At 30.4% G+C, this 15,461-nt stretch carries 14 protein-coding genes, 1 tRNA gene and 1 rRNA gene; 4 read left to right on the top strand and 12 right to left on the bottom strand.

Annotation, left to right across the window (positions count from 1 at the left end):
* Window positions 1–715, bottom strand: a 715-nt coding sequence (gene tsaD / locus M4I33_RS14660; protein WP_257917522.1) for a tRNA (adenosine(37)-N6)-threonylcarbamoyltransferase complex transferase subunit TsaD, incomplete at its 3' end; no start/stop codon positions are given.
* Between the two features lie 219 nt (window positions 716–934).
* Between tsaD and M4I33_RS14655 the strand changes: the two genes are divergently transcribed.
* Together M4I33_RS14655 and M4I33_RS14650 are read left to right on the top strand one after the other, a co-directional pair.
* Complete coding sequence (locus tag M4I33_RS14655) at window positions 935–1,555, top strand: RusA family crossover junction endodeoxyribonuclease (RefSeq protein WP_257917521.1); 621 nt, start codon at window positions 935–937, stop codon at window positions 1,553–1,555.
* 13 nt (window positions 1,556–1,568) lie between these two features.
* Entirely contained in the window at window positions 1,569–2,135 is a 567-nt protein-coding gene (locus M4I33_RS14650) for a GDSL-type esterase/lipase family protein (protein WP_257917520.1), read from the top strand.
* Here M4I33_RS14650 and M4I33_RS14645 read toward each other — a convergent pair.
* Genes M4I33_RS14645 through yedF form a run of 3 tightly spaced genes read right to left on the bottom strand, consistent with a single transcriptional unit; the run spans window position 2,103 to window position 4,588 of the window.
* Entirely contained in the window at window positions 2,103–3,074 is a 972-nt protein-coding gene (locus M4I33_RS14645; protein ID WP_257917518.1) for an NAD(P)/FAD-dependent oxidoreductase, read from the bottom strand. The two genes, M4I33_RS14650 and M4I33_RS14645, sit on opposite strands and share 33 nt — an antisense overlap.
* 28 nt (window positions 3,075–3,102) lie before the next feature.
* Complete coding sequence (locus M4I33_RS14640; protein WP_257917517.1) at window positions 3,103–3,987, bottom strand: diacylglycerol kinase family protein; 885 nt, start codon at window positions 3,985–3,987, stop codon at window positions 3,103–3,105.
* A gap of 31 nt (window positions 3,988–4,018) precedes the next feature.
* Entirely contained in the window at window positions 4,019–4,588 is a 570-nt protein-coding gene (gene yedF, locus M4I33_RS14635; protein ID WP_257917516.1) for a sulfurtransferase-like selenium metabolism protein YedF, read from the bottom strand.
* 138 nt (window positions 4,589–4,726) lie between these two features.
* Between yedF and M4I33_RS14630 the strand changes: the two genes are divergently transcribed.
* Both M4I33_RS14630 and M4I33_RS14625 read left to right on the top strand, forming a co-directional pair.
* Window positions 4,727–6,607 carry an LTA synthase family protein gene (locus M4I33_RS14630; protein WP_257917515.1) on the top strand — a complete coding sequence of 627 codons (1,881 nt, stop codon included), beginning with the start codon at window positions 4,727–4,729 and terminating at the stop codon, window positions 6,605–6,607.
* A gap of 140 nt (window positions 6,608–6,747) precedes the next feature.
* On the top strand, window positions 6,748–7,128 hold the full coding sequence (locus M4I33_RS14625; RefSeq protein WP_257917514.1) for a ribonuclease G: 381 nt from the start codon (window positions 6,748–6,750) through the stop codon (window positions 7,126–7,128).
* Window positions 7,129–7,200: 72 nt separating this feature from the next.
* Here the strand turns inward: M4I33_RS14625 and M4I33_RS14620 are convergent, their stop codons facing one another.
* The 8 genes from M4I33_RS14620 to M4I33_RS14585 all read right to left on the bottom strand — a co-directional run.
* Window positions 7,201–8,544 carry a TldD/PmbA family protein gene (locus M4I33_RS14620; protein WP_257917513.1) on the bottom strand — a complete coding sequence of 448 codons (1,344 nt, stop codon included), beginning with the start codon at window positions 8,542–8,544 and terminating at the stop codon, window positions 7,201–7,203.
* A gap of 16 nt (window positions 8,545–8,560) precedes the next feature.
* The gene (locus M4I33_RS14615; protein WP_257917512.1) at window positions 8,561–9,943 is read right to left on the bottom strand and encodes a TldD/PmbA family protein; all 1,383 of its coding nucleotides are present in this window, start codon (window positions 9,941–9,943) and stop codon (window positions 8,561–8,563) included.
* Between the two features lies 1 nt (window position 9,944).
* The gene (locus M4I33_RS14610) at window positions 9,945–11,435 is read right to left on the bottom strand and encodes a hypothetical protein (RefSeq protein ID WP_257917510.1); all 1,491 of its coding nucleotides are present in this window, start codon (window positions 11,433–11,435) and stop codon (window positions 9,945–9,947) included.
* 2 nt (window positions 11,436–11,437) lie between these two features.
* A complete protein-coding gene (locus tag M4I33_RS14605; RefSeq protein ID WP_257917524.1) occupies window positions 11,438–12,835 on the bottom strand; it encodes a cell wall metabolism sensor histidine kinase WalK in 1,398 nt (465 codons plus the stop codon).
* A 7-nt stretch (window positions 12,836–12,842) separates the two neighbouring features.
* Window positions 12,843–13,523: a response regulator transcription factor gene (locus M4I33_RS14600; RefSeq protein WP_257917508.1), complete on the bottom strand. Its 681-nt coding sequence runs from the start codon at window positions 13,521–13,523 to the stop codon at window positions 12,843–12,845.
* Between the two features lie 189 nt (window positions 13,524–13,712).
* On the bottom strand, window positions 13,713–14,660 hold the full coding sequence (locus M4I33_RS14595) for a polysaccharide deacetylase family protein (protein ID WP_257917507.1): 948 nt from the start codon (window positions 14,658–14,660) through the stop codon (window positions 13,713–13,715).
* Between the two features lie 178 nt (window positions 14,661–14,838).
* A tRNA-Asn gene (locus tag M4I33_RS14590) sits at window positions 14,839–14,913 on the bottom strand.
* Between the two features lie 63 nt (window positions 14,914–14,976).
* A 23S ribosomal RNA gene (locus M4I33_RS14585) occupies window positions 14,977–15,461 on the bottom strand; the annotation flags it as partial.

The following is a 15,461-nucleotide window of genomic DNA, read 5'->3' as shown; positions in this document are numbered from 1 at the left end:
CTGCTCTGTTTACTTCTTCATCTTTCATTTTGGCTTTGTTTAAGTAATTTAATACCGCTGATTTTACTCCACTAAAAGAAAAATCTAAACTTCCATCATTAAACTTTGCCCTTGGAAATTTAATTGCAAATTTATCTCCTTCTTTAGCTAATTTATCTATCTTAGGTCCACCAGGATATCCAAGCCCTATAGCTCTTGCTACTTTGTCGTAAGCCTCACCTGCAGCATCGTCTCTAGTTTGCCCTAAAACTTCGTATACTCCATAATCTTTAACGTGAACTATGAAAGTATGCCCCCCTGAAACTACTAAAGAAACAAAAGGTGGCTTTAAATCTTTATGTTCTATATAGTTTGCAGAAATATGTCCTTCTATATGGTTTACCCCAACTAAAGGTTTCCCAGTTGACATTGCAAGCCCTTTAGCGTATTGAAGCCCAACTAAAAGCGCTCCAACAAGTCCTGGCCCGTAAGTTACTCCGATTGCATCTATATCATCTAAAGTTACATTTGCTTCTTTAAGTGCCTCTTTAACAACACCATTAATAACTTCTATATGCATTCTTGATGCAACTTCTGGTACTACTCCTCCAAACTTTTTGTGAGTATCTATTTGTGATGCGATAATATTTGATAATACTTCTCTTCCGTCTTTAACGACAGCTGCTGAAGTTTCATCGCAACTTGATTCTATTGATAAAATTAATTTACTTTCCATAATAAATTACCTCTTTTTATATAAATCTAAAAATATCAAATTTTTCTAAAAAATAAAATGATATAACCTTCTTATAACTCTTTACTTAACTAAAGTCATAATACTTTTTTAATTATACTTCATAATATACCTATTATCAATTTTTCTAAGAGTTGTTAAGGAGTTTTTAATAATGTATATTATAAAAATAAAGGAAATTTTAAGATTAAGGAGTTTTTTATGGCAAAATACGCAAAAGTTGTAGTTAAAGGTTCACCTATAACTAAGTCAAATTTCAAGTTACACAACAAAGATGGAAGAGCAATCCTACCTTACAACACAGGTAGTTATAATGATAGATACGCACTTTACGAACAAGAGATAGCTTACATAGCTAGAAGTCAAAATCCTACTATAGTATTTTCTGAAAGCCTTATAGCTATTTTAAAGGTTTATTATAAAAGTGAAAAAAGACATCCTGATACTATAAACATCTCAAAAAGTATATTTGATGGAATAGAAAAGAGCGGACTTATAGTTAATGATGCTCAAATAAGAAGGATAGTTGTTGAAGAGTTTTACGATAAAGAAGATCCTAGATTTGAATTATATTTATACCCTGAAAGTTCTTATTCTCTTTCTTATGAACCAGTCATAAAAGAAATAGAAAGTGAACCTTTAAATTATTCTTCTTTAAAAAAGAATATTTCTTCACCTAAGAAAGAAAATAAAAAGGTTACTTCTTCAAGTAATGATTTAGTTTGTGAAGTTTGTAGTAAAAAAATTAAAACAAATGATTTTATTAAGGGTAATAAGGGAAAAACTTTAATATGCAAATCTTGCTTTAATAAATTGTTTTAAGGAGAGGTTCTTTATGATAGATTTTTTATTTATAGGAGATAGCTTAACATTTGGATACGGCGTCTCTAAAAAAGATTCTTTTGTTTATAAAATACAAGAATTTAAAAGTGAATTAACTATTTTAAATAAAGGTGTTAACGGAGATACCTCAACTGGTATTTTATCTAGGTTTTATAAAGATGTAACTTTAAACAAACCTAAAAATATCTTTATAATGTGTGGAACTAACGATTTACTTTCAGGTAGAAATGTGGATTTTATAATTTCTAATATTGAAATTATGATAAAAGACTCACTTTCTATAAACTCTAAAGTTTATATAGGGATTCCTCCATATATAATTAAAGATTTAGCATTTGAACTTTTTACTCCTTCAAATTATTATGAAAACGCAGAAAAGTTCCTCCCTATACTAAGAGAGAAACTTTTAATTTTAAAAGAAAAGTATCCTATAACATTAATAGACTTTTATAGTTTAACTAATAAAAACAAATCTAATAATATTTATTTAGATGGAATCCACTTAAACCCTAAGGGGCAAAATCTGTTATTCACTGAAGCTTGCAAAATTATCTTTTAAGTATTTTGCAGCTTCAATCCCACATTCTATTCCATCTATATTCTTTAAATTAACGCAGTCTGTTCCGTAAATAACATTCCCGCATGCAAAAATCCCATCTATAGATGTTTTAAATCCCTCTAAAATAGGAACTCTTTTTTCTTTATCTTTTAAAAGGTTTATCTTTTTAACTATTCCAAGTTCAGGATAATATCCTACAGACAAAAATAAAGAATCGCAATTTATTTCTATTTCATCACTACCATTGTTATTTTTAAGTTTTGCACTTTGTATTCTTCCATCCCCACTAAGTTCTGTTAGTGTATAACCTTTTAGTATTTTTATATTAAATGGTTTTATAAGTTCTAAGTCTTCTTCTGTCGGAATATATCCTGAATCCTCGCTAAGTAAAATCGCAGATACCTTCCCACCTTCTATTTGTACTCTTCTAGCTAAAATCATAGCCCATCTGCTATTTGCAGTAATTAAAGGTTCTTTCCCGGGAAATAATCCTTCTATATTTATAAATCTATGTGCATTTCCAACTGTCGAAACACCTTCGTATTTGTTTGTCGGAATTAGTATATTTCCAGTATACCTTTCTCTGCAACCTGTAGCTAAAATAATAGCTTTAGCCTTTATTTCATTTATTCCTTCTTTTTCATTTACATAAGATATTATATTATCCTTTGAAATTTCTAATACAGATGTTTTTAATTTTATAGTGCAATCTATATCTTTTAGCTTTTCGTTTATTATATTTATAAATTCTGGGCCTGTAACTTCTTCTCCTAAAAGCTCTAATCCAAAACCATTGTGTATACATTGATTTAAAATTCCACCTATATAGTCTTCTCTTTCGATTATAAGAATGTTTTTAGTTCCTCTTTTACCAGCTTCAAGTGCTGCTGTCATACCTGCTATTCCAGCACCTACAACAACTAAATCGTACTCCATCATAACTTCTTTCCCACCTCCAAATTTAAGGTTATCTTGGAACTATTATTTTAATTCCATTTTTTATTATTTCAAAAGTAATATCTTCTAAATCCGTTAGTTCACCATCTATATTTACAACAGTAGGTTTATTTGCAATTACTCTTATCTTTTCACATTTTAGATATTTTATTTCATCTATACCACTTACATCTTGTCCTTTAAGTACTTTTGGTAAAAACTTAATTAATCTATGTATCTTCGGTTTCTTTATAGCATAAACTTCTAGCTTGCCATCTTTTATATCTGCATTAGGGGCTATCTTTATCCCGCCGCCATAGTATTTACCATTAGCAACTGCAACTAAATACATTTCTGATTCTCTTATCTCATTATCTAAATGAATAGTAAGATGCATTGGTTTAAAGGTAAATAACGTATGTATTACACTTATAAAATATGCCATAGAACCACTTATAAACCTGTGTTTTTTATACTTTCTTGCATTCATAACAACTTCTGCATCAAACCCTATAGAAGATATATTTAAATAATATCTTTCATTTATTTTGCATAAGTCTATAAGTTCTTCTTTTCCATCTATAAGTTTTTCTAAAAGTTTATCACCGTATTCTTTATTATATAAAGTTCTTGCAAAATCATTTCCAGAACCTGCAGGAATGACTCCTAAAGAAGAGCCATTTCCTACTATTCCATTTAAAACTTCGTTTAAAGTCCCATCTCCACCTATAGAGTAAACTCTACACTTTTCATCTTTTGTAGCCTCTTTTAAGGCTTTTACAGCATGACCAACCTCTTTCGTAATTATCGTCTCAAAATCTTCATCTCTCTCTTTAAAGATTTCTATAATTTTCTCCTCATATTCTAAAGCTTTCCCTTTACCAGCTACTGGATTAATTACAAATACATGCTTCATTTAATTTCCTCTTCTATTTTAATTACTAAAGTTAAATTTTTAATGTTCTCTTTGAATTTGATATTTCTACTATTGTGTACATATTTCCAATCTCACCTATTTTAAGATCATCTTTTAATCCATAAAAATCTAAACATGCTCCACAACTTATGATTCTACTTCCTTTTTTAGAAAGTTCTTCTAAACTTTCTAAAACTTCTGACCCTTCAGAGGTTAATTTCACTCCACCATTTAAGAATATTATTTCTTCTGGTATTTCCTTTGATTCACTTAATGCATAAACATAGCTCTTCATAAGAGTTTTACCTAGTTCTTCTGAACCTTCACCTAGTTTATCAGTAGTTATCATTATAGCAAATCCTTCTTTTTTCTCTAAAGTTTTAGAAGTCTTCTCTTTAGTTATAGTTAATATATAATCACCATTTTCTAATTTACTCTCTACTTTAAATCCTTCATTTTCTGAGAATCTAGTGATATTAGTATTTGCTATTTCATTATCTACTACTACTTCAGCTATTCCTTCTTCTATACCTTCAAAATATTTTTTTGTGCTTATTACAGGCATAGGACACGCTAAACCTCTGCAATCTATTTTTTTCATCTTAATCCCTCCAAAAAACTATCTAATTTATAATAATTATTATAACATATCAGTTTTATTTAGTTTAAAACTTTATTGCTTTATATATTTACCTATAATATAATTTTAATTGGACTAGAAAATTTGAGAGGTGATTTATTGGACAAGTTCTTATCAAAAATAAAGAATTTTTCATTCAAAAATATCGATAATTCCACAAAATCTAGAACTATTCTTTTCTTAATTCCTTTAATTTCAATAATAATAAAAAGTATATTATTCCAAGGTTTTATTAGAAACTCTGATTGTTATTCTTTAAACCTTTGGATTGGAATTGATAGTTCTAAATATTGTTTAACTTATTATTTTGCGTTCACACTACTATTTTTAAGTTTTGCCTTACTTTTTAAAGGTAAAGGAAGAGTAATTTACCTATTTATAATAGATGCTGTATTAACTTCTATAATACTTACTGATTTATTATATTTTAGAGGATTTTTAACACTTCCCTCTTTACTAATAGTAACCCAAACTGCTAATTTAGATAATATGAGCGGATCAATATTCTCTATGATTACCCCATACGATTTATTGTTCCTTTTAGATTTTGTGATACTTGGTATTTATGTATATGTGAAAAGAAAAGCTATTTTTTCTGTTAAAAAGCGTGCTATTAAAACTTTCCTAGTTTCTTTTTTAGGGTCAATAGTTTTTATAGGTTATGTTCCTTTTAACATACATATATTAAATAACACTGATGTTTCAAACGGGTATATGTTTCAAACATTTGATTCAACTCAAACTTCACAATTCTTTTCACCTATAGGTTATCATATATTTGATGCCTATGATGTATATAAGAATTCAAAGCCTTATGAATTAACAGATTCAGATAAAAAGTTAGTTACAGATTACCTTAATTTTAAAAATAAAGGCTTAAAAAATAACGAATACTTTGGAAAATTCAAAGGTAAAAACCTTATAGTGATTCAAGTTGAATCTTTAGAAAACTTTGCTGTAGGTCAAGAGATAAACGGCAAAAAAATAACACCTGTACTTGATAGCTTGAAAAAAGACGGAATATACTTCCCAAATATCTACGAACAAGTAAATCAAGGTACTAGTGCAGACTCAGACCTTATGGTTAATACTTCAATGATTCCTGTTAGAACTGGAACTACTTTCTTTAGATACCCTATACGTGATTATAATTCTATGCCGAGAATTTTAGAAAGTAACGGATACTCTACAGAAGCTTTCCACCCTGATAAAGGATCATTTTGGAATTACAGAAACGCATTGCTTGGAATGGGATTCCAAAAGTTTACTGACTTCTATTCTTATAAAGTAGATGACAAAGATATCGTTGGAATGGGAATTAGTGATGGAGAGTTCTTTAATCAAATAACGCCTATGATAAAAGAATTAAAAGAACCATTTTATGCATTTACTGTAACTTTAACTTCTCATATGCCTTTTGAACTTCCAAAGGATATGCGTAAGTTAAACTTAAACCCTGAACTTGATAAAAGTGAAATGGGTGGCTACTTAGAATCTATCCACTACACTGATTCTATGATAGGTAATTTCTTAAAATCTCTTGATAAAGAGGGACTTTTAGATAATACTGTAGTTGCAATTACAGGGGACCATACTGGCGTTCACAAATATTATGGTCATACTATTGATATGTTATCAAAGAAAGAACCTTGGTTTTCAGATGATGGAAACCCTAGAGTTCCATTAATAATATATGATAAAACTCAAAAAATCGGAAAGAAATTCGATGTTACTGGTGGTCAAATTGATATTATGCCAACACTTCTTTACGGATTAGGTATACCAAGTGATGAATATAAAAATTCAACTATGGGAAGATCTCTATTAAATACTGATAAAGATTATGCTATACTTAATTCAGGTAGAATAGTTGGAGACACTAAGGATTTAAGTGAAAAAGATATTAATCTTATAAAAGATAGTCAACAAATATCTGATATGCTTATCCGTGCAAATTACTTTGGACTACCAAATCAATAAAAAAATTTGTATTTTTCAAAAGTTAGATTACGATATAAAAAAACCAGCATTTAATTTTGCTGGTTTTTTAATTTTTATCTATTCCCATTTTTATTATCTTATGGTATTATTTGTATGTAAAAATTATTAGGGGGATTCAAGTGGAAGTTAGAAATTATGAAGTTAACTCTGAGGACCATTTAAGCCTTGAAGTTCCATCAAAAATAAAAAAATGGAACTGGGGCGCATTTATGTTCAATATCATCTGGGGAATAGGTAATAAAAGCTATTTACCTTTACTTTGTCTTATCCCATTCTTTAATATAGTTTGGGTGTTTGTATGTGGTTTTAAAGGCAACTCTTGGGCTTTTAAAAATGGTAACTATACAAACGACGATGTAGACAAGTTCCTTGAAATCCAAGCAACTTGGAATAGAGCTGGTATTGCATCATTTATATTAACAATAGCTATTATAATACTTTATGCAGTAGTTTTAGCCTCTTTATTCTCTGCATTTAATAGCTCATTCTACTATTACTAGCCTAAAAATTTCTTAAATAAAATACACCTCTGAATCATATTTGATTCAGAGGTGTATTTTTATTTATAATAACTACTTTCCTGCTATAGATAGTTCTTTAACTACTACAGAAGGAGATCCGAAACTACTCATTGGGAATTTTATATCGTCACATACTTCTTCTATATCTTTTAATAAGGTAAAGAAGTTTCCTGCAACAGTTATCTGTTCAACAGGGTGGTCTATTTTCCCGTCAGTTATCTTAAATCCTCTAGCTGCTAAAGAAAACTCTCCTGTTATTGAGTTTGCACCAGAATGAAGTCCTGAAAATTCAGTTACTAAAAGACCGTTATTAACTTCTTTTATAGCTTCATCTAAAGTCTTTTCACCCTTTTCTATATAAATGTTTGAAGGCCCTACTGATACAGGAGATGCATACGAACTTTTAAATCCACTTCCTGTAGATTTAATTCCTGCTTTATGCGCTGTTTTTAGGTTATGAAGAAGTGTTTTAAGTTCACCTTTTTCTACAAGTGATTTTTTAAATGTAGCTACTCCTTCATCATCAAATCCTACAGAAGCTAAACCATCTTTAAGTAATGGGTTATCAATTATATTTACTTTATTTGATGCAATTATATCTCCTTCTTTACCCTTTAAAAGAGAAATCCCTTTTTGAGCTAAATCTGCATCAAATACTGACCAAAACGATTGAAGAATTGAAACCATAGCTTCGTTATTTATTATAGTTTTGTATTTAGAAGATTCTATTTGTTTTGCATTAACCTTTTTCATAGCTTCTTCTATTCCCATAGAAGCTATTTTTTCTGGTTTAACCTCTTCTAAACTCTTAGCTGTAGCGTAACCGAAGCCATCATATTTCTTAGAATCTATATCTAATATAGGTACAACATAAGCTGTTAATAAATTTAACTTATCTCCTAAATCTAACCCTTTAGAATTCATAATTCCATAACTTGAATTTACATAGCTTATTCCGCATCCTCCAAAGTTATCTACCTTATCACTTTGCTTTTTACACTCTCTTTCCATCTCTATAGCAAGTTCTATAAGTTTTTCAGGGTCAATATTTTCTAACGCTTTATAGTAGTTTTCTACCACTTCGTAAGATTTATCTCCTTCGTAGATAAATTGGATATCATCATCTTCTATAAATTCTGCTCCTTGTTTTGCATTTTTTATAAGCATATCTATAGAATCTTCATCAATTATCTCAGTATAAGAATATCCCATTCTTTCTTTATATTTAGCTCTAAAAGATACTCCAAATGATTTATTTAAATTATATTTTTCTACCTCTTCTTTGTAGATATTTATACTTAAACTTTCTTTATCTTGGTAATATATTTCAAACTCATCTAAACCGCTTTTTTTAGCTTTTTTAAATAATTTTTCTTTAAACTCTTTAAATTCCATAATTACTTTGCACCTCCTATCTTCCACCAACAGTCATATCTTTAACTCTTATCATAGGCTGACCTACATTAACTGGTATACTTCCAGAAGATGAACCACACATTCCTTGAGATTGCGCGATATTATCTCCTACCATATCTATTTTCATTAATACTTCGCTTCCTTTACCTATAAGTGAAGCTCCTCTTACAGGGTCTCCTATAATACCGTTTTTAACAAGATATCCTTCTGCTACATTAAAGTTAAACTCTCCAGTTACAGGGTTTACTGAACCTCCGCCTAGCTTTTTAGCATATAATCCATTATCTATAGATTTGATAATATCTTCTGTATTATCAGTTCCTGCAGCTATATAAGTATTTGTCATTCTTGAAGTTGGAGCATACTTATAGCTTTGTCTTCTTCCGTTACCTGTAGGTTCCATATTCATTCTTCTACCGTTTAATTTATCTATCATATAGCCTTTTAAAATACCATTTTCGATTAATATATTTTTTCTTGATTCATGACCTTCATCATCTATATTTATAGAACCCCAAGCTGATTTTATAGTTCCATCATCTATAGCTGTAACCTTTGTAGATGCAATTTGCTCTCCAAGTTTACCTGAAAACTCTGAGTTTCCTTTAGCAACTGATGTAGCTTCTAAAGAGTGACCGCAAGCTTCGTGGAATAATACTCCACCAAAACCGTTATCTATAGCAACAGTCATCTTCCCTGCTGGACATTCTTTTGCATGAAGCATAGTAACAGCAGTTCTTGCTGCTTCTTTTGCATAAAATTCTGGGTCTATTTCTTCAAACATCTCAAAGCCCATAGAACGCCCCGGTCCTTCAAAACCTGTTTGGTTTTCTGAGTCTTTAGATGCTATAGCACTTATTCCAAGTCTAGTTCTAACTCTTCTATCTTCTTTAAATAAACCTTCTGAGTTTGCAATTAAAATCTTTTGGTCCTTATCTGCATAACTTACACTAACTTTAGATATATCAGTGCTATAATCTTTAGCACTATTATAAGCGTTTCTCATAATTCCAATCTTTTTAGCATAATCTACAGCTTCTGGATAATGCTTAATTATATGATTATTTGGAACTATGATTTTATTATTTAAAATTATTTCCTTTTCTTCTTTTAAGTCTCCAAGTGCAAGTGCTGCTTTATATGCAGTATCTAAAAGACTCTCTAAAGAGTTGTTGTTTGTATATGCGTAAATGCTCTTTAATCCTTTAAAAATCCTTATTCCAACACCATAGCTTCTTCCACCTATAGCGCTTTGTACTTTATTATCTAAGATAGATAATGAATTTGAAATACTATCTTCTTCAAAAATTTCAGCAAAGTCTCCACCTGTTATAAGACATCTTGATAAAACTTTACCTATAACTTCTTTTGATAACATATTATCCCTCCTTATTTACTTCTTTTTTAAATTCTTTGAAAGTGTTACCCCACATTTCAACGTAGTCACTTTCACACCAATCTGACATGATGACTTTTTCATTATCTTTTATTTCATATCTTTCAGAAGGTGTAGTCTCTAATTTATTTCCATCAATTACATTATAAACTAAAATCTCGTTTTCTATTAATATTACTGCAAGCTTTCCGTCTGGAGACATATAAGCATCTTTTATAAGAGGTACTTCCCCTCTTAATGCCCTCCACGGAATACTTAAAGTATCAAAATTAACTAAACTAGCGTTTGGTTTGATATTTAAAGGGTAATCAAAAGATTTCCCGTTTGGATCTATAGGTGAAATCCTACCGTATAAATCCCACTTTCCATCGTCCCTTTTTACTGTGAAGTTTCCGTAGTTTATAGTAGGCATTACTTCTCTTATCTCATCTTGGCTTAAAGATTTTAACTTTTTAGAGAAATCATTTTCGTAAATTGAATTTATGTTTTTAGGGTATATATCACTTATTACTATTCCCCTATCTGATAATAAATTATCTACAGGTAATACTACGTAATCTGGAAACTTATTTTGAAAATCATTTCCTTTATACTTTTCAGTTAAAATATAATCATTTGAGATATAGTTAATATTACTATATATACTAACTCCCTTTTCTATTTTGTATTCATCTTTACTTTCTCTTTTAAACTGGCTTGCTGTAAAGTATTCTTGAGTGTAGCCGTCTTTTTCTGTATGTTTTTTATCAAGTACCCACATTCCTGACATTCTAGGGAATAATATACCGCTAACTTCATCTACAGGACGAACTTTTCCATCTACATAACTTACCCAAAGAGTTCTGTACTTCTCGTCTGAATAACTTCCATCATCTAATTTAACTCTAGGAGTTTTTAAAGTAAGATAAAGTCCCTTATCCATTCCTTTTGTAGTACTGCTAGCTTTTGATTCTATTTGATTGTCAACTGACGCATTAAATTCTTCTTCGCGCGCCTTGTCAACTTTTTTAACTTTAAATAAAACACCTTGGTAGTATATATATCCGCTACTATCTCCGTTTTTAAAGAAATCAAAAATTATATTGTTTTTATCACTAGCTGTGATAACTTCAATATCCTTTGTTCCCATTCCAAGTTCTGATGCAGTAAATTTTGAACCATAAGATATTTCATAATCTGACTTTACAACCTTTAATTTATAAGAAACACTAACGTATTCTTTATCCCCTACTTTTATCTTATCATCATCAATAATAATATTTTTACCTTTTAAACTGTTTATACTATCTTTTGAGTAAGTACTTTTATCTATAACTTCATAACTTTCTATATCCCACTTACCTTTTATTGATAAATTATCGTTTTTAGGCGTATTTATTTGAACCATTTCATTAGAGTCTAATTTAACACATCCTGTTAAAACAAAAGGTAAAATTAAAAATATTGAAATAGTAAATACTATTTTTCTAAGCACCCTTAAATTTCCTCGCTTTCTTTAGGTATAGATATAATTATTTCAGTTCCTTTATATAATTCACTAGATATTTCAAGCACTCCCCCATGTAACCTAACAATCTCATCTGCTATTGATAGCCCTATACCTGTATTTGAGTTTGCATTACTACCTTTAAAGAATTTCTCTAAAACTCTTTCAAGTTCTTCTTTTGGAATTCCACACCCGTCGTCTTTTACGCTAACTATTAAGTTATTTTCGTCTTCACTAAAATTAACTGTTATATTTCCTTCTTCTTGAGTAAATTTAAATGAGTTATCTAAAATATTTATCATAACTTGCTTAAATCTATTAACATCTAAAGGAAATACTAAATTTTTAGTATTATTTTTTACTGTTAATTTTATATTTTCTCTCTCAGACCTTGGAAGCATATAATTTAAAATATAATTTGAAAATGCCTCTATAGAAACATCTTGCTTTCTTAAAGTTATATTATTATTTACAAGACGTGAGAAATCTAGTAATTCCTCAACTAAACCTGATAGTCTATCTGATTCTTTTTCAATTATATCAAAGCCAAGCTTTAACGTTTCTTTGTCTGTATTTTCATCATTTAATGTTATAGTCCAACCCTTTATAGATGTAAGCGGTGTCCTAAGTTCGTGAGAAACTGATGATATAAAGTCGTTTTTAAGCTTTTCTCTTTCTTTAAGTTCTCCTGCCATATAGTCTAATGTTAATGCAAGTTGACCTATCTCATCTTTACTATTTATATTACACCTTTGGTCTAAATCGCCATCTGCCATCTTTTCTGCTGTATCTTTAAGTTTTAAGATAGGGTCTACTATATTTTTAGCCATAACTAAACTTAATATTATTGCAATTATAGATACTACAAATGATATCCCTATAAAAAATGATATTATTGCAAGTATAGAGTCGTCTATCTCTTTTAATGAAGTAACAAATCTTATTACTCCTACTGTTTTTCCGTTTACTACTATAGGCTTTGAAACTGCCATAACCTTATGAGAATAATAACCTACGTTTCCAACCCACTTACTGCTCTCACCTTTTAAAGCTCTATCTATTTGTCCTTTAACTTCAGAGTCATTACTAGGACTTACACCAATTGAGTCCATTATAAGTTTACCTTTATCATCGTATAATTGAACTTCTGCTGTAGTTTGATTCCAAAAGGCATCAACGTTGTCGTACACATTTCTAATAAGTGAAGTATGAGAATAATATTTATCATAAAAATTAGTTGCTATATCTATTTGGTTAGTTAACATATTTTCTGTATTGTCGTAATAATACCCTCTAACAAAAAATATTAATAATAAGTCTAATATAACAATACTTGATAATATTACTATCATAAAGTTTCTAATAAGTTTTCTCTTTATGCTCATAATAAAATCATTATTCCTTCCATCTATATCCTATTCCCCAAACAGTCTCAATAAATCTTGGGTTTGAAGAATCATCCTCAATTTTAGCTCTAAGCCTTCTTATATTAACATCTATTATTTTAGGGTCTCCAAAATAGTTGTAACCCCAAACACTATTTAATAAATCATCTCTAGTAAAAGCCTTATTAGGATTTTCTATAAATGTTTTCATAATTAGATACTCTTTAGGAGTTAAGTCTAATTCTAATTCATTTTTAGTTATCTTTTGAGAATATAAATCTAATATAAAAGGACCGTGCTTTAATATATCTTCTTTCTTTTTATCAGATGTAACCCTTCTAAGTAAAGCTTTAACTCTAAGCACTACTTCAAGAGGATTAAATGGTTTAATTATATAATCATCTGCACCGTATTCAAGCCCCATAATTTTATCCATATCTTGACCCTTAGCTGTTAACATTATTATCCCCATATCAGGATATTCAGCTCTTAATTTGCTACATACTTGAAATCCATCTATACCAGGCAGCATAACATCTAATATAGCTACGTCTGGTTTTTCTATCATAGCTTTAGAGATGCCATCTTCACCGTTACTTGCTTCTATAACTTCTAAGTCATTTCTCGTTAAGTTTATCTTTAAAAATCCTCTTATACTAACTTCATCTTCTACTAAAAGTATTTTCGCCATTTAATTCACTCCTTATTTATAATATATCTCTATTTAAACTCAAATATTAAAAATTCTATATCTTATACTACATTATAATTATATCTTATCGTTAAAATCTATTAAATAGGTTTCATATATATTAAAATTATATATAAATTTAGTTTTATATACAAAAAAGAGTTGCCTAAAAAGACAACTCTTTAAAATCTATTTCATAGTTCTAAATTCAAAACCTTGAGATTTAAAATATTCTATTATTTCTGGAAGTGCTTCAACTGTAGTATCTTTTCCATAAGTATCATGCATTAAAAATACTATATTATCAGCATTTGGACCTAATAATTCAACAGTTTTTTTAGTTTGTGCAATCAATTGCGCTTCACTTCTACTTTTAGCTTCTGCATCTCCGTTTAAGGCATTCCAATCTACTATTGCAAATCCATCCTTATCTAACTTTTCTCTTACAGGTGTTCTATTTTGCCAAGACCAATATCCTCCTGGGAATCTTACTGTTCTAGTAGTAAAATCTTTTCCTAAAATACTTTGCATCTTTTCGTTAACCTTATTAACTTCACCCATAAATCTATCTGCATTTATAACTCTGTTTGGATATAAATATGAGTAGTTATGAGTATATGAATGACCTGCTATAGCATGTCCTTCAACTGCTTCTCTCTTTAATAACTCTGGCGCTCCGTTACTTTCTAAACTTTTACCCATTACAAAGAAAGTTGCTTTAACATCATTCTCTTTTAATATATCTAAAATTTTAGGTGTATTTGTAGTTGATGGACCATCATCAAAAGTTAAATACACTACTTTTTTACCATCTTTTCTAACAGGATAATGTAATTGTCCCTTCATTAACCCTTGAGTCATATTTGCAACTTCAATTGCATCATCTGCATTAGGATCATCTTTTAAAGGTATGTACCCTGAATTATCTAATTTTTTTTCTTCTGTCTTTTCAGTTGAAGTTTCGTTTTTATCAGTGCTTGTCTCTTCCTTTTTCGTATCAGCTTTAGCAGTCTCGCTATCACCTTTTAATACGCTATATGTAATTCCCCCAATTGCAAGAATACCAACAAGTGCAGCCACTAATACTACCGCTCGTCTCCTTTTGTAGTTAACTTTTCTTCGTCCCCTCTTTTTCATTTCGTTTCTCCTTTTATCAATTACAATTTTTATTTAATAACCTATTGTCCTATATTATAATACTATTTATTTGTGGACATATTGTTACAATCTAATAAACATTCATTACAAAATCGTCATTAGTTGTTAACCCTAAAAAAAGGCAAAAAAAAAGTAGCTATTTCTAGCTAAAAAAAAATGGCTCCGCGAAGAGGACTCGAACCTCCAACCTATCGGTTAACAGCCGAGTGCTCCACCATTGAGCTATCGCGGAACATTTATTCAGAGAAAGTATGCTCTCTGAAAATTGCACATAATTTGTAGTTGATATGTAATATTGGTCAAGCCCTCGACCTATTAGTATCAGTCAGCTGAATGTGTTGCCACACTTACACTCCTGACCTATCAACCTTGTGTTCTTCAAGGGGTCTTACTAGCTTACGCTATGGGAAATCTAATCTTGAGGGAGGCTTCACGCTTAGATGCTTTCAGCGTTTATCCCGTCCCGACTTAGCTACCCAGCTATGCTCTTGGCAGAACAACTGGTACACCAGAGGTCAGTCCATCCCGGTCCTCTCGTACTAAGGACAGCTCCTCTCAAATTTCCTGCGCCCGCGACGGATAGGGACCGAACTGTCTCACGACGTTCTGAACCCAGCTCGCGTGCCGCTTTAATGGGCGAACAGCCCAACCCTTGGGACCTACTTCAGCCCCAGGATGCGACGAGCCGACATCGAGGTGCCAAACCTCCCCGTCGATGTGAACTCTTGGGGGAGATCAGCCTGTTATCCCCGAGGTAGCTTTTATCCGTTGAGCGATGGC

Source organism: Clostridium sp. LY3-2 (assembly GCF_024705715.1).
Lineage (GTDB): Bacteria > Bacillota > Clostridia > Clostridiales > Clostridiaceae > Clostridium.
This window is presented reverse-complemented; position numbering and strand designations above follow the sequence as displayed.

Bases quoted from the DNA above. Each gene is read 5' to 3' on its own strand.
- M4I33_RS14655 (WP_257917521.1), top strand. From the start codon at position 935: ATGGCAAAATACGCAAAAGTTGTAGTTAAAGGTTCACCTATAACTAAG.
- M4I33_RS14650 (WP_257917520.1), top strand. From the start codon at position 1,569: ATGATAGATTTTTTATTTATAGGAGATAGCTTAACATTTGGATACGGC.
- M4I33_RS14645 (WP_257917518.1), bottom strand. From the start codon at position 3,074: ATGATGGAGTACGATTTAGTTGTTGTAGGTGCTGGAATAGCAGGTATG.
- M4I33_RS14640 (WP_257917517.1), bottom strand. From the start codon at position 3,987: ATGAAGCATGTATTTGTAATTAATCCAGTAGCTGGTAAAGGGAAAGCT.
- yedF (WP_257917516.1), bottom strand. From the start codon at position 4,588: ATGAAAAAAATAGATTGCAGAGGTTTAGCGTGTCCTATGCCTGTAATA.
- M4I33_RS14620 (WP_257917513.1), bottom strand. From the start codon at position 8,544: ATGGAATTTAAAGAGTTTAAAGAAAAATTATTTAAAAAAGCTAAAAAA.
- M4I33_RS14615 (WP_257917512.1), bottom strand. From the start codon at position 9,943: ATGTTATCAAAAGAAGTTATAGGTAAAGTTTTATCAAGATGTCTTATA.
- M4I33_RS14600 (WP_257917508.1), bottom strand. From the start codon at position 13,523: ATGGCGAAAATACTTTTAGTAGAAGATGAAGTTAGTATAAGAGGATTT.
- M4I33_RS14595 (WP_257917507.1), bottom strand. From the start codon at position 14,660: ATGAAAAAGAGGGGACGAAGAAAAGTTAACTACAAAAGGAGACGAGCG.